The sequence below is a fragment of the Microcoleus sp. S13C4 genome, assembly GCF_036700865.1.
Taxonomy (GTDB): domain Bacteria; phylum Cyanobacteriota; class Cyanobacteriia; order Cyanobacteriales; family Microcoleaceae; genus Microcoleus.
In genome coordinates, this window is the sequence record NZ_JAUBPS010000014.1 from 12639 (window position 1) to 26168 (window position 13530).

The 13530-nt window shown below is 43.1% G+C and carries 9 protein-coding genes and 1 pseudogene; 7 read left to right on the top strand and 3 right to left on the bottom strand.

Annotation, left to right across the window (positions count from 1 at the left end; genetic code table 11):
* Window positions 1-37 precede the first annotated feature (37 nt).
* Together QT996_RS08435 and QT996_RS08440 are read right to left on the bottom strand one after the other, a co-directional pair.
* Entirely contained in the window at window positions 38-274 is a 237-nt protein-coding gene (locus QT996_RS08435) for a hypothetical protein (protein ID WP_333045787.1), read from the bottom strand.
* A 27-nt stretch (window positions 275-301) separates the two neighbouring features.
* A complete protein-coding gene (locus tag QT996_RS08440; RefSeq protein ID WP_333045789.1) occupies window positions 302-3256 on the bottom strand; it encodes a glycosyltransferase in 2955 nt (984 codons plus the stop codon).
* Window positions 3257-3396: 140 nt separating this feature from the next.
* Between QT996_RS08440 and cobA the strand changes: the two genes are divergently transcribed.
* From cobA to QT996_RS08470, 6 genes and pseudogenes are all read left to right on the top strand, one after another.
* Entirely contained in the window at window positions 3397-4962 is a 1566-nt protein-coding gene (gene cobA / locus QT996_RS08445) for a uroporphyrinogen-III C-methyltransferase (RefSeq protein WP_333045792.1), read from the top strand.
* A gap of 32 nt (window positions 4963-4994) precedes the next feature.
* The gene (locus tag QT996_RS08450) at window positions 4995-5210 is read left to right on the top strand and encodes a hypothetical protein (RefSeq protein ID WP_333045794.1); all 216 of its coding nucleotides are present in this window, start codon (window positions 4995-4997) and stop codon (window positions 5208-5210) included.
* A gap of 146 nt (window positions 5211-5356) precedes the next feature.
* Window positions 5357-5563: pseudogene (locus QT996_RS08455) on the top strand (type II toxin-antitoxin system death-on-curing family toxin); the annotation flags it as partial.
* A 226-nt stretch (window positions 5564-5789) separates the two neighbouring features.
* Window positions 5790-6974 carry a tetratricopeptide repeat-containing serine protease family protein gene (locus tag QT996_RS08460; protein WP_333045796.1) on the top strand — a complete coding sequence of 395 codons (1185 nt, stop codon included), beginning with the start codon at window positions 5790-5792 and terminating at the stop codon, window positions 6972-6974.
* 185 nt (window positions 6975-7159) lie between these two features.
* Window positions 7160-7729: a Uma2 family endonuclease gene (locus QT996_RS08465; protein WP_333045895.1), complete on the top strand. Its 570-nt coding sequence runs from the start codon at window positions 7160-7162 to the stop codon at window positions 7727-7729.
* A 120-nt stretch (window positions 7730-7849) separates the two neighbouring features.
* Window positions 7850-8062 (top strand): hypothetical protein, encoded by a 213-nt coding sequence (locus QT996_RS08470; RefSeq protein ID WP_333045797.1) that lies wholly within the window; start codon window positions 7850-7852, stop codon window positions 8060-8062.
* Between the two features lie 242 nt (window positions 8063-8304).
* Here the strand turns inward: QT996_RS08470 and QT996_RS08475 are convergent, their stop codons facing one another.
* Window positions 8305-11331 carry a PAS domain S-box protein gene (locus tag QT996_RS08475; RefSeq protein WP_333045799.1) on the bottom strand — a complete coding sequence of 1009 codons (3027 nt, stop codon included), beginning with the start codon at window positions 11329-11331 and terminating at the stop codon, window positions 8305-8307.
* Between the two features lie 419 nt (window positions 11332-11750).
* Between QT996_RS08475 and QT996_RS08480 the strand changes: the two genes are divergently transcribed.
* On the top strand, window positions 11751-13175 hold the full coding sequence (locus QT996_RS08480; protein ID WP_333045802.1) for a diguanylate cyclase: 1425 nt from the start codon (window positions 11751-11753) through the stop codon (window positions 13173-13175).
* Window positions 13176-13530: the final 355 nt, after the last annotated feature.

Sequence of the window (13530 nt, forward strand, 5' to 3'; positions counted from 1 at the left end):
TTGTTCTTAGAAAAGACTTTAGTCATTATAAAAAAGATTAATTTGCGATTAATTTCAATAGTTTGTTAGCACTGTTTACACTTTCAATATCGTATAGTTCTGGATTGTAAGAAACAATTTGTGCTACCAATTTATCATGGTAACTTTGAGCATTTTCATTCCTAGAACCATGATTCTGGCGATAATTAAGAACTATTTCTCTCGTTCCCAAAAAAGGAATGCTATGTTTGTGACAATTAACCCAAAATTCCCAATCCTCATAACCTTCTTTCATCTCTGCTTTGTAACCCTTGACCAAATTTCAAACTGATTTGTGATACAATGAAGACGTGCAAATCATATTAGATTGTTTGATCTTGTTTGGTGAATATAAATCATAACTGGGTATTGTGTGATTTTTATTGCCACCAAAAAGTTGATAAGAACCAAATGCTATGCAAGGTACTTTGGATTTTAGACATATTTCTAAAAGACAAATCAAGGCATTTGGAGCTAAAATATCATCGGCATCTAAGGGCATTATGTATTCGCCGTTTGCTGCCGATATGCCAGTATTTCTAGCCATTGATATCCCTTGATTAGCTTGTTCTATTAGCCTAATTTGATGCTGGGGATTTGCTGCTATCAAATTTTTGGCTGCTGTGCTAGTAGTATCTAAGCTGCCATCATTGACAATGATAATTTCCCAATTTTTGTAAGTTTGGTTAATGACGCTAGTTACTGCTTCCACCAAAAAATGAGATTGATTGTAGCAGGGAATAATCACAGATACCAAAGGTCGATCTGCCAATTGTGGCGAGGCTGAAACTTGTTTGACACTTTCTGATTGTAAATTATGTGCCGAATTTCTAGCAGCTTGCAAGCTGTAAAAATAAATTTTGGGATGGACGATGGCTAATTGATTCAGATCGGTATTTTGATATTCATTTACTAACCTCGGATATCTCGACAAGTATTCTTGTTTAACAAAAATCACGATATTCTGAGCGTACCAAGGCTCTACTTTGTCATTGTTCCATATTTTTTTTCTCAAGCAGTCAATAACTGCATAGCCGTTTTTCTGAAAGTAATACACCCAATATTGTGGCCACTGTTCGTTAACGTGTTCGACGCCTCCTTGAAATGGTATCGCAGCAGAAAAAAGAATCACCGGTGCTAGTTGAGTGAGAGAATTAACAAAGTTTTCGGCACAGGTAGTCGGCAAATGTTCGGCAACTTCTAGAGAAATTGCTAAGTCAAACTTTCTGTTTATTTGCAGCGGTTGCTTTAAATCGGCGGATTGGAACTGATTTAAAGGAATTTGCAAAATAGTGCGATCGACATAATCGCCATCTATTCCCAAACAATCAGCAATTCCCAACTTATGAAACGCAGCTAACCAACTTCCCGTACCGCAGCCCACATCTACCACACTTTTAGGTAAAATGGGTTGCAGCAAGTCTAACAGCAGGGGAATAATTTCTCTAGCCGAAGTGCGAGTTCCTTCTCCGATTAATTGGTAAAAATCTCTTGTATAAGATGACTGTTGGTTTTGATGGGTTTGGCTGGCGGTTTGAGGATTAATTGTCGCTAAAGTGCTAATATTGTAACCGTGCAAATGTGCTGGCAACTCCCAGGAAATATTGGGGTCTGGTTGATGTTTTACTGGCTCGACATTGCCCCGCCAAGCAGCTCCCATAATTTGCATTGTTTGATATACTACTGTTTGCCATCCCCTTTGCTTCAAGTAATCTAAACCTTTACCAACATCTGGAGCGGTTAAATCGTGAAATAAAATTATTGCATCTTCCTCAGCCAATTTTTCACACGCAATGGCATCATTTAACGGCCCATCACCTCCGTGTTCTCCGTCAATAAAAATTAACGACCATTTGCGGTTGAATTGAGCGGAAAATTCTTCTACTCTTTGGGGGCTATAGCCGGGTATTAGCTCGACTGATGTTTGAACGCCCGACGCATTTAGAGCACCTTGAATTGAATCGATTACGCTTTGTCTGATATCTTCTCTTTCTAACAGCGGATCGACGACATCTAACTCAACTCCTGCGAGGGCTAAGTGACAGGCAGACCACCCTAGCCAGCAGCCTATTTCTAAGGCTTTTTTACCTTTGAATTGCAGGGCTGTATTGTAAAGAATATGTGCTTCGTCGCGATTCAAAAAGCCGATGAATGGATAGCGCTTGTCTGCATACCAATTATGCGGAATTTCTCGGCGCAAATAAGGCCAGTTACTCGCATTTGCGTCGGCAATAATCATATTGGGAAAATAGGAGTCAGGTATAATTATTTGGAACCCAGGGGAAACATAATCTCCTGGTTGTAATAAATTATTTTGGCTAAGTTCAGGTTGTTGGTAAGTCATTTTTAGTTTTTGAATTATTTGTATTGCTTCCTGTTTTTTAGGTTGATAACGGACGCTAATTTCCAGTATATCGCCGTCAGTTGCCATCAATTGTACTCGGTCAAACTGCTGGCGGCCAGCTAAATGCAAAATGCCGATCGCCTCCTGCGGCAAGTACGGCTCCACAAAACAGCCTCGCTGCTTGTCCCAAACCGGAAAACCGTTGAATATCCAATTGCACCAAGCTGGGAGCATTTCAGTCAGATTGAACAATTCGCCACTGTAAACAGCGAGGTTGAGGGCAAATTGATCGGTCATGACACAGCCGGATCTTTGCAATCCTTGATTGAGTTTCTCAGCCCATATTTCCCAGTGCAGAGCATCTTTTCGGAGGGCGAAAACTCCGGCATTTAATATCGGATAACTGTAGAATTTATTAGCGATTTCTTCACCAAAGTTAGCTTCATATTGTTGATAAACCCACTGCCAAAACTGAGGAAGTTGCCCGTACTGCTGCAAGCTCGCCCTGTGAACTTCGGGAATAATTGCCAGTCCCCGGCGCGATGCTCCTTCAACCAACAAATTAATTGCTCTCCAGTCTTGCACCCAAGCATCCGCATCAATCCAGAGGTATATATCAAAATTGGGAAAGTATTTTCGCAAATAAGGTCTAACTAACAATCCTTTTAAATGTTCGGGAGCTTCATTTCTGCCAGGAAAGTCAAAGTCCCAATCGGGCTTTTGAATGATATTAACTTGTGTTTCCAGCCACTGCAACTGTTGGGGAGTGCAGCCGAGATCGAAAAAGCCGATCGCCACATTTTCACCCTCTGGTTTTTCCCGCACCGATAAAATAGTGCCTCGCACCAATTCAAAGTAATTTGCATCGGCGGCCGTGATGATGATAATCTGCATAAATAGCTTTTATTATACAATCAAACTGCTGAGTATACCGTAGGGTGCGCCATGCACGCCTTACTATAGTGTAGGGTACACCATGCGTACCTTACTATAGGCTAGCAATATTCATAAAACTATACTATCGAGGAGGAATTGTGAAAAACCAAAAAGGGAAAGTTTATTTAGTCGGTGCGGGGCCCGGAGATTGTAACTTGATGACAGTGCGATCGCACAAACTGCTATGCCAAGCCGAAGTCTTAATCTACGATGCTCTCATCGACATCCCGCAACTCGAATTAATCCCAGCAACTTGTCGGAAAATCGAAGTCGGGAAACGCGGCGGCAAACCTTCCACCCAGCAGCAAGAAATTAACCGTTTGCTGGTAGAACATTGCAATTTAGGCAAACAAGTAGTACGCTTAAAAAGCGGCGATCCATTTATTTTTGGTCGCTCTAGTTCGGAAATTCAAGCATTAATTACAGCGGGCTGCGAGTTTGAAGTAATACCCGGAATTTCATCAGCATTAGCCGCACCTTTACTAGCAGGAATTCCCCTCACCGATCCTGTAATGAGTCGCTGTTTTGCAGTGATGAGCGCCCACGAACCGGATGCTCTTGAATGGGAAGCTTTAGTGCAGATAGAAACTTTGGTAATATTGATGGGAGGGCGCAATTTAAGCGAGATCATTTGGCAATTACAAAAGCACGGACGATCGACCGAAACTCCGATCGCCATTATCCGAGATTGCGGTCGCCCCGAACAGCAAATTTGGGTCGGTACTCTCTCTAACATTGTACAGCAAACAGCAGGTCAATCTCTATCGCCTTGCGTGATCGTAATTGGGGAAGTAGTTAGATTGCGCGAATATTTAATCCAGCCAGAAACCACAAATATGATCGATACACCAGTCACCACTAATAACAGCAAATTGCCACTAGCAGGAAAAACCATTTTAGTCACGCGATCGGTTTCTCAGTCTGCTGAATTTAGCGATCGACTCCAGCAACAAGGAGCCCGCGTTATCGAAATGCCCGCCTTGGTAATTGGGCCGCCGTCCACTTGGGAACCATTAGACAGTGCGATCGCACAATTGTCAAGCTTTCACTGGTTAATTCTCACTTCCCACAACGCTGTAGACTGCTTTTTTCAACGATTACAAGCAAAAGGCAAAGACGCCCGGAGTTTGTTTGGTATTAAAATTGCAGTAGTCGGGAAAAAAACAGCAGAAAGTTTGCGATCGCACTCTCTACAACCCGACTTTATTCCCCCCAACTTTGTCGCCGATTCTCTAGTCGAGAACTTCCCCGACAACTTGCAAAACTGCAAGATTCTATTTCCCAGAGTAGAAAGCGGCGGCAGAGAAGTTTTAGTTAAAGAATTTACCGCCAAAGGAGCGCAAGTAATAGAAGTACCAGCTTACCAATCTTGCTGTCCCGAAACTATCGATCCAATCGCCCTATCCGCACTACAAAATCAAGCTATAAATATCATAACATTTGCCAGTTCCAAAACCGTCCATAACTTTTGTAACCTCCTAGAAAAAACCCCTGAATTATCCTTGTCTAAGGATTGGTTGGAAAGCGTTTGTATCGCATCCATCGGCCCTGAAACTTCCAAAAGCTGCCATAATTTATTGGGTAAGTTAGACGTAGAAGCCAAAGAATACACGTTAGACGGATTGACTGAGGCGATCGTCCAATGGACACAAGCGAGGTTGTAAAATAGTTCTACGATCATTAGGAGGAAAGAAACGTGACCGCAAAAGACCAACTTCTTCAAGAACTAGACCAAGTACCAGAACCCGTGCTGCTGAAAGTGCTTGAATTTGTCCGTTCCTTAAAAACTGAACAAGAAAAAAAAACTAGAAGCCAAAGCATGGCAGGCATATCTAGATTCAGAACGCGAAAGAAAGGAGGTTTACCGTCGCCTTACCAACTCCTAATTTTGTCAGCAAAAGTAGGGTTTTAAGTATCCACGCCAGACAGATAGAGATATTTGGTGGCACTCCAGGCGTCAGAAACGAAGGTTTGTTAGAGTCGGCTTTGGCTCAACCGCAAGCAACTTTTGGCGGCCAATTTTTGCATCCAAGAATTAGCGAATAAGCTGCCGCCTCTCTCTATCACATAGCGATGAATCATCTCTTTATTGACGGCAATAAACGAACGGCTTTTGCGGTGACAGATACATTTTTGCGTTTAAATGGTTACACTCTGAATTTGACGGACGATGAAGTATATGATTTAGTCATGCGAGTCACACGGGGAACCATGACTAAGGAAGAACTAACCACCGAGTTCGAGCCATGTATTTTTGAGTTTTAATAAGTAAGTTGGGCAGCCTTCATTGAGATTAAGTAAGCTGCGGCGTACTCACCCTACCTTGAAATAGCGAATCGCGGAACAAAAAAGCGAGTAAAATTATCACTAAAGAACAAAGCCTAGATCCTTTGCGTCAAGCCAGTAAGAAAACTAAACACAAAAAAGCACAAATCGCCGATCGCCCTTTTTCCCGCAAATCCCGCTACCCAACTACAAATTAGCAATAGCCATGAATATAAATTTTTCTCGTTACGACACCTTAACCACCCTGCTAGCAGGAACTACCGCAGCCTTAACCATAGTCATCAGCCAACCCGCGATCGCCAAAACCCCCCAAGAAGTCGCCAGCATTGCCGGGCCGCTGACAGTACAAATTAACAGTTCCATAGGAGACGGTTCTGGGGTAATTATTGCCAAAAAAGGCAAAACTTACACAGTTTTAACAGTCAATCACGTCGTAGAAAAAGCAGACGTGAAATACACCGTTCGCACGTCGATCGGCAAAAACTATCAAGCAACGGCAGTCACCCGTTTGCAAACCGCCGAAACTGACCCAGATTTAGCCGTAGTCAAATTTGAAAGCCCCGAAGAATATCCAGTGGCCACGATCGCAGATTCCGATCAAGCCGTCATTGGCACTCAAATCTTCGTTTATGGCTATCCCGCTACCGGCGGACTTTTCGGCGCGGAACGAGAACCCGAACTCTCTCCCGGACTCGTTACCAGCCGCCCCGGCAACCGCCCGGAAGGTTACACCTTGCGGTATCAAGCCGTAACTTGGAGTGGCATGAGTGGCGGCCCAGTTTTTGACTCCGAAGGCCGAGTCATCGGTTTGCACGGACAAGGGGAATTCGGTTTCGCGCAAACGAGTTCCGGCGAAGTCGCCCCGATTAAAACCGGATTTAACGCAGCAGTTCCAATCAATACATTTATCGCGAAGCTGCTGGCGGCGGGAATCAACAAATCCGAGTTGAAAGTAGACAATACTCCCGCAACTCAAGGCCCCGTATCCACCATTAATCCTCAAGACGCCCAAGCTTATTATTTTCGAGGACTTTCGCTGTTAGATCAAAACAATCCTTGGGACGCGATCGCCGATTTCAACAAAGCACTCGCTTTTAAGCCCAATTACACTCCCGAATTGTACTTCAACATCGGCAATGCCCGCACTCTCCTCACCAGCACCAGCATCGATTCAACGCGCGCACCCAGCGCTATTCAAGCATACACGAGCGCGATCGAAGCCAATCCCGGTTTTGCCGACGCTTACTATAACCGAGCTTTAGCTTACCTGGACAACAAAGACCAACCGAAAGCAATTGCCGACTTTCAAAAAGCAGCAGAACTTTACAAACAAGGCGGCAGAACCAGCGCCTATCAAGACGCGCTCAACAGAATCAAACAATTGCAGTAGAATGAGAAGTTAAAAATTAAGAATTAAAAATGACTAATCCCATTTTTAATTCTTAATCAAGTTCCTACAAACAGCAGGTAAATAACAATGACTGCTAAGCTGTTTAGCATTTAAACTGGGTGTTGCAGAGGCTGAAACCCTTTACTGGCTTAGATAGTATCGAAAATTTAAATGGTGAACAGCTTATCACCTTAAACCTCAATTCCATTATCAAACTAACTTCAGAACAGTTTTATCAACTGTGTGAAGAAAACCCGGAATTAAAACTAGAACGGAATGCCAACGGAGAATTAATTGTCATGCCCCCAACCGGAGGAGAAACGGGAAAAAGCAACTCAACAGCGAATGCTCAAATCTGGACGTGGAACGAGCGAACTGAACTAGGAGAAGTGTTTGATTCCTCCACAGGGTTTACTCTGCCCAATAAAGCCGATCGCTCTCCTGATGTCTCGTGGGTAGAAAAAGCCCGCTGGGAAGCTTTGACACCCGAACAAAAAGACAATTTTATCCCCTTGTGTCCTGATTTTGTAATCGAGTTTCTTTCTGCGAGTGACAGATTGACAAAGACCCAGGAAAAAATGCAAGAATATATGCAAAATGGCTGCCGTTTGGGTTGGTTGATTAACCACAAAAAACGGGAAGTTGAAATTTATCGCCTCGGTCAAAAAGTGGAAGTCTTAACATCTCCTCTCACCATTTCAGGAGAAAATGTTTTGCCGGGATTTGTTCTAAATTTGCAAAAAATCGGGAATTAGTAAATTCAAATTAGGGTTCAAAAAATTCAAGCTAAAAATGTCACATTAGAAGAATTAAAAACGCTTTTTGACCTGCAACTTGTCACAGACGACTAATTTTTTAGAGAATGGCAAGACGAGGTGCCAGAAATCACCGACTTTCAGAAACGACAGCTAGATCAGATTAAAGCGGGTTACTTCCACTTGTTGGAGTATCCGCCTATGCTGGAAAAAATCATCAGTTTATCGATCGTCTCTCCGCTGTTATTTGTCGGCGAGTTTTACCGCATATTCCAAGTTTATAAAGTACACCCCAGAAACCACGTTTCTTTACAGTTCTCGCATCATTACTGATTCTGTTGCTCGAAACCCGGTTTCTCGCGATCTACATCTACATGGAATATGCTGTATTGATGAACCGTTGAAACCCAGATTTAAGCGTTGGTTTATGACTGCGGAGCCTTTAATGTACCCGCAGCAAACCAAGCTGGTAAAGAGAGGTAATTATGGGAGAGGTTTATTGGAGATATAGCCACTCCTTAGAGCACTATAGCTTCTTTAGAGCACTATAGCTTCTTTGTCCTTAAACTCGCTAACTAAACTGAATTCGGGAGCAGAGGTCGAATTAACGCCACAATTTGGTCATAGTTAAAGTTATTGACACAATCAATTAGCGCACTGGAAAGGGTTGATTGAGATGCGGGAATTTGTTGGATTAGCTCGTTCATGATTTCAGGATCAGCATAGTAGGCAGCTTGAGACATTTGTTCTAACCACTCAGAGGACATCACGGCTAGATCTTCTGGAGATAAAGTGTAAACACCTAGTTTTTGGGGATCTTTTCCTACAACTGTGTAGATGTACTCTACTCCCAAGTATTGAGCGAGTTTGTCAAAGACGAGCCTTTCCTGAAAGGGCTTGCTCATAAACTCGTCACAACCAGCCATAAAAACTTTCTCTCGATCTTCTTCAAAAACACTGGCAGTTAAAGCAATAATCACAGTCTCTTGTCCCTTAGGGTGTTCTCTAATGCGTTGGGTAGCTGTGTAGCCATCCATGATCGGCATTCGTAGATCCATCCAAATCACGTCTGGGAACCAACTTTCCCACATTTCGAGTGCTTCAACTCCCTGTGTTGCTTCGCGCACCTCAAAACCGACTGAGGTAAGGAGTTTGACCAATAAGCGACGATTTTCCTCTAAATCTTCAACAACAAGGATGCGGTAAGCTGGTTGTCCTGCAGCTATACCAATCACTCTTTGTTTAGGCAATTCTGAGGCAAGGCAGACTGCTTGAGGTAAGTTTACCCCAAGTTCAAAGTAAAAAATGCTGCCCTGATTCAATGTGCTTTGAACCCGAATCTGACTACCCATGAGTTGGGCAAATCTTTGGCTGATAGCTAGACCTAGACCAGTACCTTGATTCAATCTATTCCCAGCTTCAGCTTGCACGAACGCCTTAAATAAGCTGTCAACTTCTGTTGGAGCAATTCCCACTCCAGTATCCTCAATTTCAAAACATAGGCGACAGAACGTTTGGTCGCTCTCTTCTGATCTTACTCGTAAGGTGACGCTTCCTTGATTAGTAAACTTAATCGCATTACCGAGCAGATTGACTAAGACTTGATACAGTTTTTTATCATCGATATGCACAAATTGGGGAAGATTGGGATCTCGCTCGACAATTAGTTTCAATCCTTTCGAGTGGGCTTTAATTTGCAACATTTCTTCAAGAGAAATCAGCAAAGATTTTAGGTCAACGTCAGAAAGATAGAGTGTCATCTGTCCGCTCTCAATTTTAGATAAATCTAAAATGTCGTTAATCAATTCCAATAAATGTGTGCCGTTTCGATTGACGATCGCCAGATCTTTTTGCAGTTCGGGAGTCAGAACTGGATCGTAACTCATCAATTGCGTAAATCCCAAAATAGCATTGAGAGGAGTACGGAGTTCGTGGCTCATATTGGACAGGAACATACTTTTGGCTCGGTTTGCTGTTTCTGCTGCTTCTTTAGCTTGCTGAAGTTCCAACTCGGCTTGTTTGCGATCGCTAATGTCTATTAAATATCCCAACATTTCCACTGGTCTACCTGCACGATCTCGAATTAGTCTGAGTTGACCGAGTATCCAGCGATAAACCCCATCAGAGCGACGAAGACGGTATTCATGGAAATAAAAATCATTGACGAATAGATTGTCTAAGCCATTAAGCACTCGTTCTACATCATCTGGGTGTAAGTTATGCACCCAAAATTCACCATCTTCTAAAAACGCCCTGCTTTCATAGCCCAATACATCTTTGATATTTTCGCTGATGAACGTTGCTGCATAATTGCCACCAGGTTTACAGCTAAAAATAACGACGGGGCTGTAGTTCAGGAGAAAGTTGAGGCGACTTGTGGTATCTCGCAAGGCTTGCTCAGCTTGTTTCAGCTCTGTCACATCCTCCTGAACCGCAACATATACGGTTCCATATTCAGGATGGTCAAACCTAGACGTATGAACTCTGCACCAAAAGAGAGTTCCATCTTTTTTCTTATTGTATACTTCATATTGTGCTTCTCCCTTCTGATCAATTTCAGTGACAATATCTAGCACGCTTGCGTCTGGTGTTAGCTGTTGATCGACATAATTCAAGACACCAACGGGTTGACCTGCGAGTTCGCCATCTGTGTAGCCAAACATAGAGTCAAATTTGGGATTGGTGTAGACGATCGTGAGGTCTGACGCTTTAATTAAACACACTCCACCTGCCATGTTATGCATAATAACACTCTGAAGTTCTAGCGTCTTTTGAGCTTCTTTTCGAGCGGTAATGTCTTGGATTTGAGCAATAAAATGCAGTGGATTTCCCTGTTCGTCTTGTACTAGCGAGGCATCAAGAAGAATCCAAATTCTATGCCCTTGTTTATGGAAATACCGTTTTTCCATTTGGTAATTTGAAATTGTTCCTGCTAATAGCTGATGTACATAACTAAGATCCAGGTCTAAATCGTCGGGATGGGTAATGTCTTGGAAAGTTAACGCTAACAACTCTTCTGAGGAGTAGCCAAGAATCTGACATAAGGCAGGATTGACTTTAACCCAGTGCCCATCAAGTGAAACGATCGCCATTCCAATAGACGCATTTTCAAACGCATTGCGAAACTGCTCTTCACTGTTTCTTAATGCCACCTCAATTTGTTTGCGTTCGGTTTCAGCCCGCTTGCGCTCATTGATCTCCTTCTCTAAGGCTTGATTTGCCGCAATAAGTTGAGCTGGACTAGGTAAAGCTAAGGCTGATGGAATTAAAAACACTAGCTCAGATGCAGTATATATAGAAATCAGAGCAGTAATAGCTTTAAGTCCTCCAGCAACCCAATAAGTAGGAAACCAAAGTGTCCAAATTTCCATGATATGAGTTGTACCACAGGCAATTATGAAGGCGCCAAACAGCAAAAATACTTTCTGAAAAGGAGTATCTTGGCGCTGTCGCACAAAGTAGATTAGCATGATGGGGATGGAGTAGTAAGCTAAAGCAATTAAACCATCGGATAAAATATGTAATCCTACTAAATTTGTTTGCCAGAGATAGCAGTGACCATGAGGAATGAATCCTCCCGTCTCAAAAAATTGTGTAATCATACCTAACCTGCATTATTCATGAGTGCTGAAGTGCTTAGCGATTGAGTTCTGCCATTGCCCGCTTCATCGTCGAAGTCTTACCGGGAAAACTACTTTTGAGTAGGGAGATGTCAAATTACCAACCCAGCAGCACGAGACATCCGATCGCAATGAGGAGTAGACTTGCCCTGTAAGAAATGTGGTTGTCCATAAACCGGCTGCTTGGGAAAAAAGGTTGTCCTGATGTTACGCGGAACGAAGAAGGGCAATCACGGAGGGATTATCCCTACCTGAACAAGTCAGATTTTGTAGGGGCTGTGCCACCGTGCCAGTCCTCGAACTCTGCGATCGCAGGACTTCTTTGTGCGTAAAGTGAGTTTATAACCTAATAATTCAACTATACTCTTATTCATAGGTTTATAGTCCTCTGGCAAGAAACTATGGAAAGCAGTAGGATTCTCGATACAACTAGCGATATAGTTAGCGATCCAGCTACCAACTACCGAGGCAATATTTTAATTGTTGACGATCTCCCTGATAACCTGCATCTTCTGGGCCGTACTTTGAAGAGACATGGTTATAAAGTTCGCAGTGTCACAACAGGCGCAATGGCGCTCCGAGCCGCCCAATCGCCATCGACGGAACTAATCTTACTTGACATTAAATTGCCTGATATTGATGGCTATGAAGTTTGTAAACAATTAAAATCTGACGAGCAAACCACAGGCATTCCGATAATTTTTTTGAGTGCTCTCAATGAAACTTTTAATAAGGTTGAGGGGCTTGCTGTGGGTGGGGTAGATTATATTGCTAAGCCGTTTCAAGTCGAAGAAGTATTAGCTCGTGTCGAAACTCACCTAACCATCCGACGGTTGCAACAAAGCCTCCAAGAGCAGAATTTACGTCTCTTGAGAGAAATGGAAGAACGCCAACGTCTCGAAGCATCCCTCTTTGCCGAAAAAGAACTCGCTCAAGTGACTCTCCAATCGATTGGTGATGCAGTTATTACTACCAATGCTCAAGGTAAGGTGCGATTTTTCAATCCTATCGCTGAGCAACTGACAGGCTGGAAGGCTTATGAGGCTCATGGACTCCCCCTGTCTACAGTCTTTGAAATTGTCAATGAAGTAACGCGAAAGCCAGTAGAGAATGCGATCGGCAAGGCTCTGTTTGAGAAGCGCATTGTGGGCTTAGCTAACCATACTATTCTCATTGCCCGCGATGGGACGGAGTATGCCATTGAGGACTCAGCAGCACCGATTCGAGACCGCCAAGGTCAAATTATCGGGGCAGTAATCGTCTTTCATGATGTTACCGAATCGCGCAATCTTGCTCGTCAACTCTCTTGGGAAGCCAGTCACGATGCTCTGACGGGTTTAATCAACCGTCGAGGATTTGAGCAGCTACTAATTGAGGCGATCGCCTCTGTTCAAGATAGCAATCAGCAGCACGCTCTCTGTTATTTAGATTTAGATAAGTTCAAAGTCGTTAACGATACCGCAGGTCATTGTGCTGGCGATGAGCTACTGCGCCAAATCACTACACTTTTACAAAAGGGAGTCCGCGCTAATGACATACTAGCTCGCTTGGGAGGTGATGAATTTGGTCTTTTGCTTACTAAATGTCCTCTCTCTAAAGCAGCTCAGATTGCGGAAAAACTCAAAGACCTAGTGCATCAGTTTCGGTTTATTTGGGATAGCAAAACCTTTATCATCGGGGTCAGTATTGGAGTTGTTGCCATTAACCAAGCCAGCCAAGATTTGATGGAGGTTATGCGGGCGGCTGATGCAGCTTGTTATGCTGCCAAAGACAAAGGTCGCAACTGTGTTCATGTTTATCGTCTAGACGATGGCGAACTAATATAATTAGACAATGTGGTGAGAGGCAGTAGATTTCCAACATCCGCCGTGCGTTACAAACCAATCGTTTTTGTCTCTACTCCCAAAAGATTGCCTCTATTACCTCTAACCCCTCATTAAAGCATTATGAAATTTTGTTAAGAATGCTCGACGAAGACCGAGAAAACGTGGCTCCCAATGAGTTTATTCTCACCGCCGATCGTTAGGGCTTAATAACCAAGAGCGATTGTTGTTGGGTAATCGAAACTTTTTGATTGAATTATCATAATTTATCGGGGCTAAAAGTTGTTAGTAAAGACTTGTATACGATCAGTATTTATGGCGCTAGCAGTCGAGTTTTTTTTTAATTTTTCTTGTTCCA